Origin of the sequence: Photorhabdus khanii NC19, assembly GCF_000517265.1 — a bacterium.
Lineage (GTDB): Bacteria > Pseudomonadota > Gammaproteobacteria > Enterobacterales > Enterobacteriaceae > Photorhabdus > Photorhabdus khanii.
Genome location: NZ_AYSJ01000014.1, coordinates 156,338 through 175,248 on the forward strand (window position 1 = coordinate 156,338; position 18,911 = coordinate 175,248).

General features: G+C 42.8%; 15 protein-coding genes. 9 read left to right on the forward strand and 6 right to left on the reverse strand.

Annotation, left to right across the window (positions count from 1 at the left end; translation table 11 throughout):
• Positions 1 to 45: 45 nt before the first annotated feature.
• A complete protein-coding gene (gene pyrD / locus PTE_RS16275) occupies positions 46 to 1,056 on the forward strand; it encodes a quinone-dependent dihydroorotate dehydrogenase (RefSeq protein ID WP_036848837.1) in 1,011 nt (336 codons plus the stop codon).
• Between the two features lie 202 nt (positions 1,057 to 1,258).
• Positions 1,259 to 1,804 carry a cell division protein ZapC gene (locus PTE_RS16280; RefSeq protein WP_036848840.1) on the forward strand — a complete coding sequence of 182 codons (546 nt, stop codon included), beginning with the start codon at positions 1,259 to 1,261 and terminating at the stop codon, positions 1,802 to 1,804.
• Between the two features lie 463 nt (positions 1,805 to 2,267).
• On the opposite strand, the gene PTE_RS16285 is transcribed toward PTE_RS16280, so the two are convergent.
• The 3 genes from PTE_RS16285 to PTE_RS16295 form a co-directional block, all read right to left on the reverse strand.
• Positions 2,268 to 3,554: a glycosyltransferase gene (locus PTE_RS16285; RefSeq protein WP_081738254.1), complete on the reverse strand. Its 1,287-nt coding sequence runs from the start codon at positions 3,552 to 3,554 to the stop codon at positions 2,268 to 2,270.
• A gap of 226 nt (positions 3,555 to 3,780) precedes the next feature.
• A complete protein-coding gene (locus tag PTE_RS16290) occupies positions 3,781 to 5,079 on the reverse strand; it encodes a glycosyltransferase (protein WP_081738255.1) in 1,299 nt (432 codons plus the stop codon).
• Positions 5,080 to 5,302: 223 nt separating this feature from the next.
• On the reverse strand, positions 5,303 to 6,421 hold the full coding sequence (locus tag PTE_RS16295; protein WP_036848843.1) for a YcbX family protein: 1,119 nt from the start codon (positions 6,419 to 6,421) through the stop codon (positions 5,303 to 5,305).
• 101 nt (positions 6,422 to 6,522) lie between these two features.
• Here PTE_RS16295 and rlmKL point away from each other — a divergent pair, with 101 nt between their 5' ends.
• The 6 genes from rlmKL (at position 6,523) to rmf (ending at position 14,536) form a co-directional block, all read left to right on the forward strand.
• Positions 6,523 to 8,640: a bifunctional 23S rRNA (guanine(2069)-N(7))-methyltransferase RlmK/23S rRNA (guanine(2445)-N(2))-methyltransferase RlmL gene (gene rlmKL, locus PTE_RS16300; protein ID WP_036848846.1), complete on the forward strand. Its 2,118-nt coding sequence runs from the start codon at positions 6,523 to 6,525 to the stop codon at positions 8,638 to 8,640.
• Between the two features lie 5 nt (positions 8,641 to 8,645).
• Positions 8,646 to 10,556, forward strand: a complete 1,911-nt coding sequence (locus PTE_RS16305) for an ABC transporter ATP-binding protein (protein ID WP_036848847.1) — start codon at positions 8,646 to 8,648, stop codon at positions 10,554 to 10,556.
• An 88-nt stretch (positions 10,557 to 10,644) separates the two neighbouring features.
• Positions 10,645 to 11,892: a membrane integrity-associated transporter subunit PqiA gene (gene pqiA / locus PTE_RS16310; protein WP_036848850.1), complete on the forward strand. Its 1,248-nt coding sequence runs from the start codon at positions 10,645 to 10,647 to the stop codon at positions 11,890 to 11,892.
• Positions 11,893 to 11,912: 20 nt separating this feature from the next.
• Positions 11,913 to 13,562, forward strand: a complete 1,650-nt coding sequence (gene pqiB, locus PTE_RS16315; protein ID WP_036848853.1) for an intermembrane transport protein PqiB — start codon at positions 11,913 to 11,915, stop codon at positions 13,560 to 13,562.
• Positions 13,559 to 14,122, forward strand: coding sequence for a membrane integrity-associated transporter subunit PqiC (gene pqiC, locus PTE_RS16320; protein ID WP_081738256.1), 564 nt, complete (start codon positions 13,559 to 13,561; stop codon positions 14,120 to 14,122). The genes pqiB and pqiC overlap by 4 nt, the downstream gene beginning before the upstream one ends.
• Positions 14,123 to 14,368: 246 nt before the next feature.
• Positions 14,369 to 14,536, forward strand: coding sequence for a ribosome modulation factor (gene rmf, locus PTE_RS23945; RefSeq protein WP_071992996.1), 168 nt, complete (start codon positions 14,369 to 14,371; stop codon positions 14,534 to 14,536).
• A 473-nt stretch (positions 14,537 to 15,009) separates the two neighbouring features.
• Here rmf and PTE_RS16325 read toward each other — a convergent pair whose 3' ends face one another.
• The 3 genes from PTE_RS16325 to PTE_RS16335 form a co-directional block, all read right to left on the reverse strand.
• A complete protein-coding gene (locus tag PTE_RS16325; protein ID WP_036848856.1) occupies positions 15,010 to 15,351 on the reverse strand; it encodes a hypothetical protein in 342 nt (113 codons plus the stop codon).
• A gap of 425 nt (positions 15,352 to 15,776) precedes the next feature.
• Positions 15,777 to 16,295, reverse strand: a complete 519-nt coding sequence (fabA, locus tag PTE_RS16330) for a bifunctional 3-hydroxydecanoyl-ACP dehydratase/trans-2-decenoyl-ACP isomerase (protein WP_036848858.1) — start codon at positions 16,293 to 16,295, stop codon at positions 15,777 to 15,779.
• 83 nt (positions 16,296 to 16,378) lie between these two features.
• Positions 16,379 to 18,109: an AAA family ATPase gene (locus tag PTE_RS16335; RefSeq protein ID WP_036848861.1), complete on the reverse strand. Its 1,731-nt coding sequence runs from the start codon at positions 18,107 to 18,109 to the stop codon at positions 16,379 to 16,381.
• 207 nt (positions 18,110 to 18,316) lie between these two features.
• Here PTE_RS16335 and matP point away from each other — a divergent pair, with 207 nt between their 5' ends.
• A complete protein-coding gene (gene matP / locus PTE_RS16340; RefSeq protein ID WP_036849585.1) occupies positions 18,317 to 18,772 on the forward strand; it encodes a macrodomain Ter protein MatP in 456 nt (151 codons plus the stop codon).
• The last annotated feature ends 139 nt before the right edge of the window (positions 18,773 to 18,911 follow it).

Consider the following 18,911-nt stretch of genomic DNA (forward strand, 5'->3'; position numbering starts at 1 on the left):
AATTTACGGCAGTCACTCCCTGTTATCTTGATCTCAGGAGATCGCATGTATTACTCTCTCATCAGGAAGGCGTTGTTCCAGCTTGATCCGGAACGGGCGCACGAGTTAACCTTCCGCCAGCTCAAGCGTATTACCGGTAGTCCTTTCGAATTTCTTATCCGTCAGTCAGTTGCTACAAAACCCGTTACTTGTATGGGGCTGTCATTTAAAAATCCCCTTGGTTTGGCCGCAGGTCTTGATAAAGATGGCGATTGTATTGATGCATTTGGTGCAATGGGATTTGGTTTTATTGAAATTGGTACTGTAACCCCACGAGCTCAGGCAGGAAATGATAAACCCAGATTATTCCGTATTGTTGAAGCTGAAGGGCTAATTAACCGTATGGGCTTCAATAATCTTGGTGTTGATAACCTGGTGGAAAATGTCAAAAAGGCAAAATATGGCGGAGTTATTGGGATCAATATTGGTAAAAATAAAGATACGCTTGTAGAGCATGGGAAAGATGATTATTTAATCTGCATGGATAAAATTTATCCTCATGCCGGCTATATTGCGATTAATATTTCTTCACCAAACACGCCAGGTTTAAGAACACTGCAATATGGCGAAGCGCTGGATGATTTATTATCTGCGATTAAAGATAAGCAGGGTGAACTTCAGCAAAAATATCAAAAATATGTTCCTGTTGCGGTAAAAATCGCACCAGATCTTTCTGAAGAAGAGTTGATCCAAATTGCAGATAGTTTAATTCGTCATAATATCGATGGTGTTATTGCAACGAATACAACATTAGACAGGAAATTAGTTGAGGGGCTTAACTATTGCCAACAAGCGGGTGGGTTAAGTGGCCGACCGGTTCAGTTACGTAGTACAGACGTTATTCGCCGGCTCTCTCAAGAATTAAGAGGTGAAATTCCTATTATCGGTGTTGGGGGAATAGATTCACTGACTGCTGCCAGAGAAAAAATAGCCGCAGGGGCTTCTTTAATACAGATTTTCTCCGGATTTATCTATCATGGTCCAAAATTAGTCAAAGATATCGTCAATCACATCTAAATTTTCCTGTTAATTTATCATTGGGGGTTTATTTTTGCCCCCAACTCGTCTATATTCGCTCTGATCGTCTAAATTTTTGTCAGTCCCTCATATATCTAATATATGGCAGGGCTTATTTCACTGAATAGCGGACAAGTTATTTACAATCTGTTTAGTGCATCTATTTAGCGATGTCAGTTTTTTTGCATAATAAGGATAACCCATGAAACTTAAACCTGATGACCAATGGCGCTGGTATTTTGATACTGACCATGACCGCGTAATGCTCGATCTGTCTAAGGGTATGGTTTTCCGTTCCTGTTTTCCTGCAAAGATGCTGACGCCTTATGCAATGGGAGAGACTTCATTTTCTGTAGAAGATGCGGCGCTTTATTATTGTTTTGAAGAACAGACACGTCGGATTAATATTTCAGATGAATTCAGGGCTGAATTAATTCTTAATGCGTTAGTTGCTTTTCGCTTTATAAAGCCGCAAATGCCAAGAAGCTGGTATTTTTCCCGGTTTGCCATGATAGAAAAACCTGTGCAAGGAGAATTAATTCAGGTACAGCTTCAGGATTGCGGAACAGAGGCTATATTTCTGGTGGCGGAAGCTGGAGATAGTGCGAGTCTTTGTTTGCTGGCTCAACCTAAATTAACGTTATCTGATCGCGTAATGAGCTTTTGCGATCCAATCAAAATTATGAATGATCGATTGATGCCATTTGTGGAACCTGTTCGTATGCCAATTTATGGCACTGCGGTTTGATTTGGGTTTAAGATCTATTTGCTCTGTGATTCCCGGAAGTAAAACCACTTTTTGTAATTCAATTACAAACCAGAATATATTACCGTAGAAACCTACCCATGATATGTAATAGTTACAGATCGCCCATTTCAATATTTTCCCTTGTTTCAGTACAATGATAATAGAGTGGAGTAGGGGATATGGCCGGCTTGGGAAATATTGTCGCGCAAGGAAACTCTGCAACTACTCGTCCTTTATCTGTCAGTTCCGCGACAAATTAACGGATATCAAGTTGTTCCGCTGTTTCCAGCAGATCAGATTCCATCAACTCCAGTTTGATAAATCGCTTCAAACAAGGAGCCTGTACTTTTTTATTTGACATATTGAACACTCCATAAAAAAGTAAACACGCCTGCCGGAGTGGTAGGCGTGTGATGCGGTCAGAGTTGGAGGATTGGAAAGGAGAGACAAAGCATTAATGGCTTTATTGCTCAAGAATTAATTGTTCTACGTGCTTAGAAATCTCTGCCAGTGCATCGTGGCTTGCATAATCTTTTTGGACGATTTGTGCACGTTGTTTAAATAAGTTTGTGCTAAGAATGTTTTCCACTGTTTGTTTAAGCTGAGATTCAGTCGGTTGTGCTGTATCCAGATTAATACCACATCCAGCCCATACGACGCGAAACGCTGTTTCCTGCTTGCCTTCTCCTGTATCGGCAATGAGCACCGGTGTACCGTGGTTGAGGGCGTAATTAATGGTTCCGTAACCTCCGTTAGATATTAGCAATGAAGCTTTTGCTAGCCAGTGCTCAAATGAGATAAATTCTTCGATACGTGCGTTTTCAGGTATGTTCTCTTGCCGTATTTCTACCGATCTACCACCGGTGGTTGCCAATACACGTACTGGTAATGTAGCCAGTGCACGCAATGTGGGGAAAATTAACTGGTTTAGATCGGTATTAGACATGGTACCTTGAGTGACTATAACCAATGGCCGTGGATCATCTTCTTCCCATAATCGAGGTGGTACTGTTGTCGGTGCGGGGTTGGGGAGTGGGCCAATAAAATGGACTGTATCAGGCAATCCTTCTCGTGGGTATTCAAATGCCAGGGTTGAAAGTTGCAAAAAGCGATCAGAACCCAAAATGACTTCATCGTTGAAAAATCGGGTTAACGTAGCGCACCCTGACTGAGCTAATGCGTCATTGAAGCTATCCTGTACTTCGGTTATTAGTTGTCGGGTTTCCTCATCCACGAGTTGTTCATGTGTCAATTCTGATGGTAATAATGCGGGTGGGATACGTGGCCCCCAGAAAATTGAATCTTTTGAAGAGTAAGCCAGAGGCGTTATGCCAATTATGATCACTGGAAGGCGATGAGCTTTTTCTTTTTGCAGCAGTGGCAATATGCCATAGAAGCAGTTCTCGGCTATAAGTAATTCTGCTTGCTGTTCATGGATGATTTGTTGTAGTTGGCGGTCGAGGAATGGGATTGGACTACAGAAGAAATCTTTAAACGCGAGTGCCATTTGCAGATTTCCTGGAGGAAGGTGCGCTCGGTCAGGAAAACGTTGCTTTAAGTGGCGGTAATCAAAGTCTATATGATCATCAAAAGGGATAAATTTTCCGTTTAAATCTTCTACCTGTTGGCGAAATAACGCGCCAGTGAATACAGCTACCTGATGTCCTTGTGTTATCAGTGATTGAGCTACCTTTAACATCGGATAGACATGCCCGGGTGTTGCAACCGCTGCAATGACAATACGTGCCATACTTGCTCCTTCATACTGTGTTGATTTAATTACGCTAACTAACTCCTGACTCAGGGTGTGATCATTTTATGACTACTGTCATAAATTGATTTTAGTAACAATAATTAGTTATGACAATAATCACTGTTGTTTATTTTTTCATAAGGTTATGAAACATGCCGATCTCCTCCCCCTTTTAGTCTGTGTTAGCACCAAAATGGAGAGGGAAGATGAAGGTATCTAAGGCTTAGTTAATGCGGCTTTGTTCAAGAATTAATTGGTCTACGTGACGGGATATTGCTGCTAATGCATCATGTTTTGCGTAATCTTTTTGGACAATTTGCGCACGTTGTTTAAACAAGTCTGTACTCAGCATATTCTCCACTGTTTGCTTAAGTTGAGATTCAGTGGGGTGCGCTGTATCCAGATTAGTACCGCATCCAGCCCATACAACACGAAAAGCAGCTTCTTGTTTGCCTTCTCCTGCATCGGCAATGAGCAACGGCGTACCGTGGCTGAGGGCGTAGTTAATTGTTCCGTAACCACCATTGGATATTAGCAGTGAGGCTTTCGGCAGCCAGTGCTCAAATGAGATAAATTCTTCGATGCGGGCGTTTTCAGGTATGTTTTCACGCAATGTTTCTACCGATCTGCCCCCGGTGGTTGCCAATACACGTACAGGTAATTTAGCCAGCGCATGCAAGGTGGGGAAAATCAACTGATTTAGATCTGTATTGGAAATGGTGCCCTGAGTGACTATAACCAATGGACGTGGATCATCTTCTTCCCATAATTGAGGTGATTCTATTGTCTGTGCAGGGTTGGGGAGAGGACCAATAAAGTGGACTGTATCAGGTAATCCTTCGCGCGCGTATTCAAAAGCCGGGGTTGAAAGTTGCAAAAAGCGATCAGAGCCGAAAATGATTTCATCGTTGAAAGATCGGGTTAACGCGGGGCAGCCGGACTGAACTAATGCGGCATTGAAGCTATCCTGCACTTCGGTTATCAGTTGTCGGTTTTCTTCATCCACTAATTGTTCATGTGTCAATTCTGGAGGTAATACTGCGGGTGGGATACGTGGTCCCCAGAAAATTGAATCTTTCGAAGAGTAAGCCAAAGGCGTTATGCCAATGGTGATGACTGGAATACGATGGGCTTTTTCTTCTTGCAGCAGTGGCAATATGCCATAAAAGCAGTTCTCGGCTATAAGCAGATCCGCCTGTTGTTCACGGATAATCTGGCGTAATTGACGGTCGAGAAGTGGGATTGGAGCGGAGAAGAAATTCTTAAATGCCAGCGCCATTTGTACATTTCCCGGCGGAAGCTGTGCACGGTCGGGGAAATGTTGTTCTAAATGACGGTAATCAAAGTCTACCTGCTCATCAAAAGGGACGAATTGTGCGCTTAAAGCTTCTGTTTGTTGGCGAAATAATGCACCGGTGAATACGGTTACTTGATGTCCTTGTGCTATCAGTGATTGAGCGACCTTTAACATCGGATAGACATGTCCGGGTGTTGCGACTGCTGCAATGACAATACGTGCCATGACTTGCTCCTTCATACTGTTTTGATTGAGTTGCGTTAGCTCCTGTTAGAGTGTAATCATTTTATGACAGTAGTTATAAATTCATTATGGTAATAATTAATTCATTAAAGTAATAATCATCATTCTCGATTTTTTCAGGGAGTTATGCATGTAGTTCAGGATGTTTTATAGAGCCAAACCGCGTGCCGGCTTATGACACGGCGGTTTGATTTGGGATTAAGATCTATTTTCCGCCGCTGCTTTCAAGAATGAGATCATTCTTTGGAATACAACAGCAAGCCAGGATATAGCCATCATTTTTAATTGCTGTGGCTTTTAGTGGGGAAACATCTCCTTTTACTAAAGAAATTTTACAGCATCCACACAGGCCCGCTCGACATGAATAGGGCACTCTTATTCCTTGTTGTTCCAATTGCTCTAAAATGATTTGTTGATTATTACCTGTAAAAGTTTGTCCGTTATATTCAATAGTGACAGATTGTTCATTTGTCTTTGGCGCATCAATGTCTTCAGATTTTTCTCCGCTGCCATATTTACGGGGATCTTTTTTAGCTAATATTGTGACACTATCCCCAATCCGAATAATACCGCTGGAACGGGCAATTAAATTCTGACCAAAATCGACATCACCATTTTCTGCTGTACGGAATGATTGTAATGTCGCTAATGGTTCTCCGTTTGGATTTTTAATTCCTTTGTCAATGCTGACGGTTGTTAGAATACAGCGGCTGCATGGTTTGGGTAAATCAAAGATAACATCCCCAATTTGGATTGATTGCCAACTGTCTTCGGCAAATGCTTCTGCGCCCGTAATAATGATATTTGGGCGAAATTGTTCTAATCTAATACTGGCTGGGCAACGTTGTTGTAATAAATGAAATGAAGCTTCATTAATAAGTAAAAATGGATAACCATCCGCAAATGATAATGGAATATCAGGATGTTTTTTTACCCTTCGGGTTAATTCATGGCTTAACCAACGCAGTTGTACCGGAATGTCAAAAAAACCGCTTAGCCACTGATTAACTGCTTCTGGCGCAATTAGAGCGGTGAAATGATTACCCCATACTTCAGTGGGTTGCTGTTCAGGCAGGAAATCACTGTAAAGTACAGAGGCGTTCTCTCCGTTAGGTGCACGCAGATAAATGCCGTTATTTAACATAGCAGGGGTGAACAACAGCATTTGAGGATACTTACGTGCGGTAATAAAAGTCCCGTCTGTCGTAGTGATCATAAAATTGCGGTCAAATATAAGGCCGCTTTCACTGACTAATGCATGGGAAAGTTGCAAACCACGCATAGACTTTACCGGGTGAGTATACAGGCGAGACAGAGTTATCATCCATTAATCTCCATGAAACATTTTTTACACGCTCAACTTTATGACATGTCACCCGGATTAGCTATAATGCGTAACAATTTTCTTTTTTGGTGATATGCAATATGAATTCTCTGTTTGCCAGCACGGCGCGCGGATTAGAAGAACTTTTAAAGAACGAATTGGAAATGCTGGGTGCGCAATCGTGCAAAATTGTGCAGGGCGGAGTTCATTTTCAAGGTGATGACAGAGTGATGTATAAAAGTCTGATGTGGAGCAGGCTAGCGTCACGTATTTTATTACCGCTAAACGAATTTAATGTTTACAGCGACTTAGATCTTTATCTTGGAGTTCAGTCTATTGATTGGAGCCAGGTTTTCTCTGTAGACAGCACTTTCTCTGTGCATTTCAGTGGCATAAATGAAGAGATACGGAATACCCAATATGGCGCGCTCAGAGTTAAAGACGCCATTGTTGATAGCTTTATCCGTAAGCTGGATCAGCGCCCAAATGTGGCAAAGCAGCAGCCGGATATCCGCATTAATGTTTTCCTGAGTAAAGAAAAAGCCAGTGTTGCGCTGGATTTGAGTGGTGAAGGTTTGCATATCCGCGGTTACCGCGATCTTGCTGGTCAGGCCCCACTGAAAGAAAATCTGGCAGCCGCGATTATTCTGCGTTCAGGTTGGCAGGTTGGTACTCCGATGGTCGATCCCATGTGTGGTTCAGGCACATTATTAATTGAAGCGGCAATGATGGCGACTGATCGGGCACCGGGGTTGCATCGTGATCATTGGGGTTTTACCGCTTGGTTGAAACATGATGAAGAAATTTGGCATGAAGTCACTGCGGAAGCACAGATCCGTTTCCGTAAAGGTCTTCAGGAGACAAATGCCCGTTTTGTTGGTTCTGATATTGATCGCAGAGTGCTGGATATGGCGCGGTCAAATGCCCGCAGAGCAGGTGTTGCACAGTTGATCACTTTCCAGCAAGGTGATACAAGCCGCTTGGAAAACCCGTTACCGGAAGGACCGGTGGGAACAGTGTTAAGTAATCCACCCTATGGTGAGCGCCTGGAAAGTGAGCCAGCATTGGTTGCATTGCACAGTTTATTTGGCCGGGTGATGAAAAGCCGCTTTCCTGGTTGGCGCCTCTCTCTATTCAGTGCGTCGCCTGAATTGTTGAGCTGCCTGCAATTGCGGGCTGAACGTGAATTTAAAGCCAAAAATGGCCCACTGGATTGCGTACAGAAAAACTATCAGCTATCAGATAAACCTCACTCATTAGAGATGGATATGGCGGAAGATTATGCCAACCGTCTTCGCAAAAATGAAAAGAAATTCACTAAATGGGCGAAACAGCAAGGCATTGATTGCTATCGTCTGTATGATGCCGATTTACCGGAATATAACGTTGCTGTCGACCGTTACGCGGATAAAGTGGTGATCCAGGAGTATGCTCCACCGAAAAGTGTTGATGCCAATAAAGCACGTCAACGTTTATTCGATGTTATCAGTGCAACAATGCAGGTTCTTGGGCTTTCATCAAATCAGTTAGTGCTTAAAACCCGTCAGCGCCAGAAGGGCAAAAGCCAGTATGAGAAAATAGCAGAAAAACAAGAATTCTTTCTGGTAAATGAATATGGCGCAAAATTTTGGATCAACCTGGCTGATTATCTGGACACGGGCCTGTTCCTTGATCATCGCATTGCCCGGAAAATGCTGGGTGAAATGAGTGAAGGAAAAGATTTTCTGAATCTGTTTGCCTATACCGGATCAGCAACGGTACAGACTGGGTTGGGAGGCGCGCGTTCAACGACGACAGTAGATATGTCCCGTACTTATCTTGAGTGGGCTGAACGGAACTTACAGGCTAATGGGTTGAGCGGACGCCAACACCGTTTGATTCAGGCTGATTGCCTCGCTTGGTTGGCACAGACCCATGAACAATTTGATTTGATTTTTATCGATCCGCCAACTTTCTCCAATTCTAAACGGATGGAGGATACATTTGATGTACAACGCGACCATATCATGTTGATGAAACAGCTTAAGCGCCTGTTGCGTCGTGGTGGAACTCTAATGTTCTCCAACAATAAACGCGGTTTTAAAATGGATTTTTCTGAGCTGGAAAAAATTGGCCTGGTGGCGGAAGAGATCACCAGCAAAACCCAGTCGCAGGATTTTGCCCGTAACCGTCAGATTCATAACTGCTGGCTATTACGTCATGCTGGTGAGGAAAAATAATTACTATGTCATTAATCAATTTATCCGGTGCATGGTTGTCATTCAGTGATGCGCCGTTACTTGATAATGCAGAATTGCATATAGAAGAAAATGAAAGGGTTTGTCTGGTTGGTCGTAACGGTGCCGGAAAATCGACTTTGTTGCGGGTATTAGCGAAAGAACAGTCGCTGGATGATGGTCAGGTTATTTATGAACAGGATCTGATCGTTTCCCGTTTACAACAGGATCCTCCCCGTGATGTGGAAGGGACTGTTTTTGATTTTGTTGCCGAAGGTGTTCAGGAACAGGCGGAATACATTAAATCTTTCCATCAGGTTTCCCGTTTGGTGGAACATGATCCAAGTGAGAAGAACCTCAACCGTTTGGCGGAATTGCAAGAAGTGCTGGATATCCGTGGATTATGGTCACTGGACAGTCGTATTAATGACGTGTTGAAACAGCTCTCTTTACCTGCCGAAGAGAAACTCTCTGCTCTTTCTGGTGGCTGGTTGCGTAAGGCTGCATTGGGAAGGGCGTTGGTCAGTTCACCAAAAGTCTTGTTTCTTGATGAGCCAACCAACCACCTGGATATTGATACCATTGAATGGCTGGAAAATTTCCTGAAAGATTTTCAAGGCAGTATTGTTTTTATCTCCCATGACCGTTCGTTTATTCGCAATATGGCAACCCGTATTGTCGATTTGGATCGCGGTAAATTGGTTTCATGGCCGGGTAATTACGACAAGTTTCTTGAAGGCAAAGAAGAAGCGTTGCGTGTGGAAGAAATGCAGAACGCTGAATTTGATCGCAGATTAGCGCAGGAAGAAGTGTGGATTCGCCAGGGGATTAAAGCACGCCGTACCCGCAATGAAGGGCGTGTCAGGGCGTTGAAAGCGTTACGTGTTGAGCGTTCCCAACGTCGTGAGGTGATGGGAACAGCCAAAGTACAGATGGAAGAAGCAAGTCGTTCCGGTAAGATTGTATTTGAACTGGAAAATGTGAATTATCAGATTGGTGACAGGAAACTGGTCAGTAATTTCAGTGCTCAGATTCAGCGTGGGGATAAAATTGCACTGGTGGGGCCAAATGGCTGTGGTAAAACAACCTTACTGAAATTGATGCAAGGCGATTTGCAACCCGATAGCGGCCGTGTTCATTGTGGTACTAAGCTGGAGGTTGCTTATTTTGATCAGCATCGTACAGCACTTGATCCTGAAAAAACGGTAATGGACAACCTGGCTGAAGGTAAGCAGGAAGTGATGGTTAACGGCCGTTCTCGCCATGTTTTGGGTTATTTGCAGGATTTTCTGTTTCATCCTAAACGGGCGATGACGCCGGTTAAAGCGCTTTCCGGTGGTGAGAGGAACCGGTTGTTACTGGCACGTCTGTTCCTGAACCCCAGTAATCTGCTGGTACTTGATGAACCAACCAACGATTTGGATGTGGAAACACTGGAATTGCTGGAAGAGCTGGTAGACAGTTATAAAGGTACAGTATTGCTGGTCAGCCATGATCGTCAATTTGTTGATAACTCAGTCACTGAATGCTGGATTTTTGAAGGCAATGGTGTGATCAAAAACTATGTTGGTGGTTATTACGATGCTCAACAACAGCGTGAGCAGACTGTATCACTGCGCCAGCAAAGTGAGAAAAAACTTCAAGCTGAAGTTAAAGCGGAGAAGGTTAAAGAGTCGTCAAAACGTCTTGGTAACAAAATGAGTTACCATTTGTTGCGTGAATTAGATCAATTACCGTCATTGCTGGAGAAACTGGAAGAAGAGATTAATCAATTACAATCTCAAGTGAGTGATACTGAGTTTTTTAATCAACCACATGCAGTGACCGGAAAAATATTGACAAAACTGTCTGAAAGAGAGCAAGCATTAGAAGTTGCTTTTGATCGCTGGCAGGAATTGGAAACATTGAAAAACGGCTAATAATCATCATACTTAGCAGAATCATACCGTAGGATCACCTTGAGTATGATTCTGCGGATATTCCCGGTTTTCTTACAGGAGAAAGACCTTGTGTTCCAATAACCATCACCATGACATGGTATTGTGCTCTCAATGTGATTTGCTGGTGGCATTGCCAGAATGGGTTCAGGGAACCAAGGCGGTTTGTCCCCGTTGTGAAACGACGTTAGTCACATGGTGGAAGGAACCTAAGCATCAACCAACGGGTTATGCAATCAGTGCATTATTTATGCTGTTGATTGCTTGCTTATTTCCGTTTGTTCGCATGAATGTGGCCGGAATTGGCAGCGAAATTACCTTATCTCAAATCCCACAAGTGCTGTTCAATGAAGATTACGCCAGTATAGGAACATTTTTTCTGCTCTGTGTTCAATTGGTGCCTGCGTTCTGTATGGTAGCGGTTATCCTGTTGTGCCAGGGTGTTGTTATTTCTCAGAAGATAAGAGTTTGGCTGGCCCGGGTGCTATTTCAGATGAAGAACTGGTGCATGGTTGAAATCTTTCTGGCGGGGGTATTAGTCAGCTTCGTCAAATTAATGGCTTATGGTGATATTGGGTTAGGTTTAAGTTTTCTGCCATATTGTCTGTTTTGTCTTCTCCAGGTGAGAGCATTTCAGTGTCTGGATCGCCACTGGCTATGGAACCAGATTGTGCCCGCGCCTAAAGTAGATATACCGTTACAGGCTGGGAAATCGGGTTTGGTGCAGGGCGTCCGGTTATGTCAGTGTTGTACGGCTATTTTACCGTCAGACCAGTTGGTATGCTCACGCTGTCATACCCGGGGACATGCCCGTCGCCGTAACAGTCTGCAATGGACAATGGCGCTGCTGGTTACGGCTTTAATGCTTTATATTCCTGCTAATGTCATGCCAATGATGGTGACAGAATCGCTCGGCAGTCAGAGTGATTCCACGATTATGGCTGGGGTGATATTACTGTGGAGTGTAGGTTCATACCCGGTAGCTTTAATCATTTTTATCGCCAGTATTATGGTGCCATCACTGAAAATGCTGGCAATTGGCTGGTTGTGTTGGGATGCAAAAGGCCACGGTAAACGGGATTCCGCACAGATGCATTTTATTTATGAAATTGTGGAATTTGTTGGCCGTTGGTCAATGATTGATGTATTTGTTATTGCAATATTGTCATCACTGGTGCGTATGGGGAAATTGATGAGTGTCTATCCTGCTATGGGGGCGGTTATTTTTGCTTTAGTTGTTATCTTGACTATGTTTGCGGCAATTACATTTGATCCTCGTTTAATTTGGGATAGAGCCAACGTTAAACATTCGTTATAAGGCAATGAAGGAGTGTCAAAGTGACGGATAAAGTTGAAGACCAGAATCAGGCCAGAATCGATAAAATTAAAAGTTGGTCGCCAGTCTGGATTGTGCCGATTGTGACCGTGCTGATTGGTGCCTGGATATTATTTTACCATTTCAGCCATCAAGGGCCGGAAGTGACGTTGATTACTTCCAACGCAGAAGGAATTGAAGCAGGTAAAACTAAAATTAAGAGCCGCAGCGTGGATGTCGGCGTGGTTGAGAGGGTCATGCTGAGTGATAATCTTAGCCAGGTTATTGTCAAGGCCCGGCTGCATGATGGTATGGAAAATCTATTACATAGTGATAGTGCCTTTTGGGTAGTGAAACCGCAGATTGGCCGTGATGGTATATCGGGTCTTGGTACTCTTTTGTCCGGGGCTTTTATTGAACTTCAACCGGGAACACTTGGTGATGAAAAAGATGAATTTAATTTGTTGGATTCACCTCCATTGGCTTCACCTGACGCAAAAGGTATCCGTGTAATACTGACCAGTGATAAAGCGGGTCAGCTCAATCCGGGCGATCCAGTGCTGTTTCGGGGCTATCGGGTTGGCTCTGTTGAAATCAGCGAGTTTGAACCAAAATCCCATCTGATGCGATACCAGTTGTTTATTAATGCACCTTATGACGGTTTACTGACAACCAATGTCCGTTTTTGGAAAGAAAGTGGTATCACGGTTGATCTGTCTTCTCAGGGGGTACGCGTTGACATGGCTTCGCTATCAACTCTGTTTGGTGGGGGTGTCAGCTTTGATGTACCTAAAGGTTGGGAACTGGGTGGGCCGGTTAAAGAAAAAGCCACTTACAAACTTTTCGATAATAAAAAAAGCATTCAGGATTCTTTATATACCGAACATAAAGATTATCTGTTGCTCTTCTCTGATTCAGTCCGTGGGTTGCAGCCGGGCGCGCCAGTGGAATTTCGTGGGATTCGTTTGGGGACGGTGGCAAAGGTACCGTTCTATTCGGAAGGGATGATACAGCGTATGGATAACGATTTTCGTATTCCGGTACTTATCTCTATTGAGCCAGGGCGCTTTGAGAAAGAGTTGGGAGAAGGGTTTGATGTTGAGAAAGAGCTGAATAGCATAACTAAACGTGGTCTGCGGGCTTCTCTCAAATCGGGTAACTTGCTGACCGGAGCGCTGTTTATTGATTTGGATTTCTATCCGAATGAAAAAGGGTGGCCCGGACCGCATGAGATCGCAGGTTATCCGTTATTGCCGACAATCAGCGGTGGTCTTGCTCAGATTCAGCATAAAATTATTTCAGCGCTGGACAAAATTAATAATATGCCCATTGAACCGATGTTTAATCAGGCTATCCGTACTCTGGAAGAGAGTCAGAAGGCTATCAGAAAAGCGCAACGGACCCTTGATGAATTGAATAAAGTGCTGGCAAATCCTGAAACGAAAGATCTGCCGAAAGATATACAGAAGACATTGCAGGAGTTTAACCGCAGTATGCAAGGTTTCCAGCCTGGTTCACCGGCTTATAACAAGATGCTAGATAATATGCAGAGACTGGATCAAGTATTGAGTGAATTACAACCTGTCTTGAGGACATTGAATAATAAGAGCAATGCCTTAGTTTTTGAAGCTAAGCCAATTGAAGATCCAGAACCGAAGAAGGCTAAAAAATGATGAGAAGGTTGGCGTTAACTTTGATAATTTTTATTTCCGCTTGTAGTAGTCAGCCGGAAAAGACCTATTATCAATTGCCGATAGTAGAAATAACATCACAAAATAGCGCTGTTGTGCAGCATGATCGCCAGTTATGGGTACAACGGGTTATGTTATCCGATTATCTGTCATCCCCAGGTGTGGTGTATCAAAGTAGTGATGTCAGTTATGTCAGTGCGGCGAATCATCTGTGGGCAAGTCCATTGGAACAGCAGTTACAGCAAGTTCTGGTAGCTGAATTAACCATGGCGTTGCCTTGGTGTTTGGTTTCTGCCCAACCGCTGATTAATAAACCTGATACTTTGGATGTGACAGTGACCCGCTTTCATGGTCGCTATGATGGCAAGGTGATTCTGCAAGGTTACTGGACGTTAGTCCGTCAGGGGAGTGTGATTAAACAGCCTTTTAATCTGGAACTGGAACAGGAAGAAGATGGTTATGATGATTTAGTCCGCACATTGGCAAAAGGATGGAGCCAATTGGCGCAAGCTATTGCTAGTCAACTGATTTCCCAATCGTAACCTCTGCCATTCTCCGGGCGTAAAGTTTTTTATTCCCGGAGAAAATAAATATTCTTCGCAACGTAAAAATTTCTCTTTATTATTAGTCTGTTATCGATTTCTCTGTACTAAATATAACAAATATTACATTAATATGAATTTCTTGACTTGATTTTCAAAACTTATAGGGGTATTTCTAAATTGTGGTTGGATAAATGACGACCACTGTTTTCTTTCTACTGATATAGCTTATGAGGTAAATAAGGCATGAAGAGACAGAAACGAGATCGTTTAGCACGTGCGTTGTCGAAAGGGTATCAGGCTGGTATTTTAGGACGTCCAAGGGAGCATTGCCCCTATTGTTCATTAGATGCCCGTTCTCATTGGTTAGGAGGGTGGCGTCAGGCTATGGAAGACAGGGCAACGATGGCTTAGTCTGGCAAACTAAGGCCACGAATTAAAGTAATAATTAAGTGAGCAAAATCTCTACTTTTTATCAATGTATATTAACCTAAATTTGATCTGACAGTGACTGATTAATACAGATATCTGTCAGATTAAGCCTTGTTGATATTTTTTCTGTTTAGATTTCCCTTTGCGGTGATTAAAGTAAAAATGGCCATATCGCATAAAAATAAATTTATTCCGGCACTAATGGCTTACCAATATTTATTTTAACGCATTGTGTGATAAAGGTCTTGGTGCACAGTGTGCAATAAATCGGTAAGTATTAGTAATGTCAGGATTCCAATTTTTTCATGTTGTTGTGCACCTTTGATATTTTATTTGCGAATTCAATAAAATGTGAATCAATGGCCGCCAGGTGACACATCCTATTTAACCTGTTCAACATGGCTCATGCTGCGGCCATTAAATAATCTACTTACTAATACGCGGGATGGCGTAATTTAATAATTGCAGTAAGCTGCATTTGATAAACATTTATGATGTAATTCAACCCAAAAGAGAGGGCTATATTCCTCAATCCCATTGATTGAGATGGTTACAATTTCATGACTTGTATAGGCTGTTTGAAGCAATGATAATAGCGTCGCTCCGCCATTAATAGTACATACCCACCTAAATCCTTGGGCGTGAGTAGGGGTCATTATTTTTCCATAGCAATCTCCATTCGTGTTAGGTGCTTTTAGCATTTCGACGGTACCGTCAACCCTATCTAGTTTTTTTGCTATGGTAGTTGGTGTAAGAGTCAATGCTACGATGATGAGCATTATTTTTCTGATGTTCATATAAATCACCCTTGGTTGTGTTTGTTAATAATAATTATAAATTTTATGAATATTTTTCACCTGCTATCAGTATGCTTTTGTGAGCTTATTGATATATCAGGTCACTTTGAGCATAGCACAATTTGCCAATTGCATACTAATCAGTCAAAGAGAATAAGGGCCCATGATGCAGATTGAGCAGGTATGGTTTTACGTAGAAATATGTGCAGGCAGGTCTAAAATTCAGAACTTAATTTGATTTTTACGTTCTATTGCCATTGCTGGGTATCAAACCCCAGATTTTGAGGTGTCGCCGGAATGGCCTTTGCAGGAAGAATATGTTATTCCAGATATGTACACTGTGTTACTTGATGTTTCGCTTTTAGTAAAAAGGTGAAAAGCAATTAGCCAGTCACCTTGCTTTTTGATATTTCACTGGTTATTTGTCAGAAAGTGCTGGTATCTTTAAACAAGCCCACTTTCAGATCTGTTGCAGTATAGATAATTTTGCCATCTACCAGGACTTCACCATCAGCCAGACCCATAATCAATTTACGGTTAATAACACGTTTGAAATTAATACGGTAAGTGATTTTTTTAGCTGTTGGCAATACCTGACCAGTAAATTTAACTTCGCCAACACCGAGCGCGCGCCCTTTGCCTTCGCCACCTAACCAGCCAAGGAAGAATCCCACTAATTGCCACATCGCATCAAGGCCAAGACAGCCCGGCATTACCGGATCGTTAGTAAAATGGCAGTCAAAAAACCACAAATCAGGATTAATGTCCAATTCAGCTTCTACATAGCCTTTACCGTGGGTACCACCGTTTTCTGTCATCTCAATGATGCGGTCCATCATCAGCATATTGCCTGATGGTAATGGTGGCCCATTTTCTCCGAACAATTCACCTCGCCCAGATGCCATAAGATCTTCTTTTGTGTAGGATTTGCGTTTATCAACCATATTCTAAAATAGCCTTATATTTAATGTAGGGTAAATAATAGTGTACACTTGTACGCTGAACAACTCCGATCAGACATTCTGAATTAACCTAACCAGCGAAGAAACCATGGAAATTTAGGTCGTTCCTGATTATTCATCTGGGTTATACGTTCCTGTATCATAGCTAACAAGTGTGCTTCTTGTTCATCATAATAAGGGACACCTGTCAATAAAGGTAGTGCTTCAGAAACATGTTTTACTGACCATAAATGAAATTTTTGTTCTTTTACCGCGTCTACAACAGCTTGATTAAGACATAAATGGCGGATATTTGCTGTTGGCAGGATAACGCCTTGCTGGCCGGTTAGCCCTCTGCGATGGCATACTTCAAAAAAGCTTTCTATTTTTTCGTTAATACCACCAATGGGTTGAACATAGCCAAATTGATCCACCGCACCTGTGACAGCCAGCTGTTGATCGATGGGTTGCTGGGAAAGAGCGCTTATCAGTGCGCATAATTCGGCAAGTGAAGCGCTGTCACCATCAACTTCACCATAGGATTGTTCAAATACAATAGATGCAGAGAAAGGTTGCGGTTGATCTAGCTTTAGCTCGGAAATCAGAAAGGCTTGCATAATCATCATGCCCTTAGCATGGATATTGCCACCTAACTCGACTTTGCGTTCGACATCAATAAATTCCCCATCTCCCACATGAGCCACACAAGTGATACGGGATGGCTCGCCTACTGGGTCAGGATGACCGGGATACTCCAGCACAGATAATCCGTTAATCTGACCAATAACCATACCTTGGGTATGGATAAGAATCTGACCTTGATGAATCTCATCTAAGCCACGTTCGGGCAGATAGTTGTGGCGCCAGCGACGATTCTCTTCTGCTTGTATAATTGATAGAGCGGTAATCTGATTTTCTTGCTGATAGAGTGCCGCAGCGGTCAGTTGCCGGTGTAGCCAGAGAATATCCAAAGGCAAGCTGTATTGATCTTCTACATAGCGGGTTGCTTGTTGGATAAATTCAGGCCAGGCATTATCGCTCAATGGCGGCAATTGCCACTGCTGAATAAGCCCATTGATATAACTACACCACAGACTTAAATTTTGCTCATTATGCAGTGGCATATCCAGCTCAAATTCACCATATAGCGCGTTTTTTACTAATTCAGGCTCGGTAACCTGAAACTCTTCAAGGCTCAGACGATCCCCAACCAGAATCAGACGCAGATTTAATGGCATGAAGGGAATCGGTAATGGCAAAGGTTTATTATTATCCTGAGATAACCATTCAAAGCGTTGCTGAATAATCATCTGTTTCAGGCGAACCCACATTAACGGCTGAGATAACAGGGTACGTAATGGCAGGATGAGTACGCCGCCATTTACCTGATGGACCAGGCCGGGTTGCAGGTGAATTTCTCCGTGGTGAGAATGGACGCAACCAAATAATTGCTCTGCTTCTATCCATTCACGATAGGCTACTCGCAACTCAGGTGTGAAATGGCCTTCTGTTGAGGGGTGCCAGCTGATTTTTTGTTGCTCTATCTGATAGTCACCACCAATTTGAGGAGCTTCTTTGGGGAGTAATGGATGGATGGATTCAGCCAATGTTGACAAATAAGTATCACATTCTTCGGCTTTCAACAGCATAAAAGGCTGGCGGGAATCCATCCGGCAGAAAAGCTGCAAACCACTATGTAGCCGTGATTGAACGGCTTCCATACTGGCAGGCGTCTGTTGGGAAGCAGAATGAAAAAGCGCTTCATAGGGTGCGCAATTCGGCAGTAATGCCTGCCAGTCTAGTTTGTTATTGGTCAAAGTGATCGCTATATATGTGAAGTAGGAAAGCGTCGATTATACAAGATTAAGATATAAACCAACATGCTTGAATGTTTGCTATTTCGGACGCTTTATGTAAGGCATTATTTTGAGCAAAAAATAGGTATTAATCAGTTTGGTTATAAGCAATTTGTTAAAATAGTTGCTATGCTTATTTTTAAGTTACGCTGTCACCGGGAAAATAAGATGAAATATCAACAACTGGAAAATCTGGAATGTGGCTGGAAATGGGCTTATCTGATTAGAAAACATCAGGAAGGTGAGCCAATTACTAAATATATAGAAAACAGCGCAGCTCATGCAGCGGTTGATAAGCTGATCAAACTTGAGAGTGAGCCGGTAAGGGTACTTAAATGGATTGAGCAGCATATGAATCCTGATTTATTCAACCGAATGAAGCAAACTATCCGAGCCCGGCGTAAACGGCATTTTAATGCAGAACATCAGCATACCCGCAAGAAATCTATCGATTTAGATTTTCTTGTATGGCATCGTTTATCTGCACTTTCTCAGAGACGGGGTAATACGCTGTCCGAAACTATCATACAATTAATTGAAGATGCTGAACGTAAAGAAAAATACGCCACCCAAATGTCCAGTTTGAAGCATGACTTGGAAGCTATTCTGGGTAAGAACGAGTAGCCTCAGTTGTTGTGGGTTGGTATTGCAACGAGATTCTTAATAAAACTGTGGAATTTTCCCGCCTAAATTCTCATGGAGAGCGAAACGAACTTTTAGGATTAGGGGGAGACAGCTAAAAGAAAACCCCATCTGAAAATGG

What these genes read in the sequence shown, in the direction of transcription:
- pyrD (WP_036848837.1), top strand. Translation starts at nt 46, where the DNA reads ATGTATTACTCTCTCATCAGGAAGGCGTTGTTCCAGCTTGATCCGGAA.
- PTE_RS16280 (WP_036848840.1), top strand. Translation starts at nt 1,259, where the DNA reads ATGAAACTTAAACCTGATGACCAATGGCGCTGGTATTTTGATACTGAC.
- PTE_RS16285 (WP_081738254.1), bottom strand. Translation starts at nt 3,554, where the DNA reads ATGGCACGTATTGTCATTGCAGCGGTTGCAACACCCGGGCATGTCTAT.
- PTE_RS16290 (WP_081738255.1), bottom strand. Translation starts at nt 5,079, where the DNA reads ATGGCACGTATTGTCATTGCAGCAGTCGCAACACCCGGACATGTCTAT.
- PTE_RS16295 (WP_036848843.1), bottom strand. Translation starts at nt 6,421, where the DNA reads ATGATAACTCTGTCTCGCCTGTATACTCACCCGGTAAAGTCTATGCGT.
- rlmKL (WP_036848846.1), top strand. Translation starts at nt 6,523, where the DNA reads ATGAATTCTCTGTTTGCCAGCACGGCGCGCGGATTAGAAGAACTTTTA.
- PTE_RS16305 (WP_036848847.1), top strand. Translation starts at nt 8,646, where the DNA reads ATGTCATTAATCAATTTATCCGGTGCATGGTTGTCATTCAGTGATGCG.
- pqiC (WP_081738256.1), top strand. Translation starts at nt 13,559, where the DNA reads ATGATGAGAAGGTTGGCGTTAACTTTGATAATTTTTATTTCCGCTTGT.
- rmf (WP_071992996.1), top strand. Translation starts at nt 14,369, where the DNA reads ATGAAGAGACAGAAACGAGATCGTTTAGCACGTGCGTTGTCGAAAGGG.
- PTE_RS16325 (WP_036848856.1), bottom strand. Translation starts at nt 15,351, where the DNA reads ATGAACATCAGAAAAATAATGCTCATCATCGTAGCATTGACTCTTACA.
- fabA (WP_036848858.1), bottom strand. Translation starts at nt 16,295, where the DNA reads ATGGTTGATAAACGCAAATCCTACACAAAAGAAGATCTTATGGCATCT.
- matP (WP_036849585.1), top strand. Translation starts at nt 18,317, where the DNA reads ATGAAATATCAACAACTGGAAAATCTGGAATGTGGCTGGAAATGGGCT.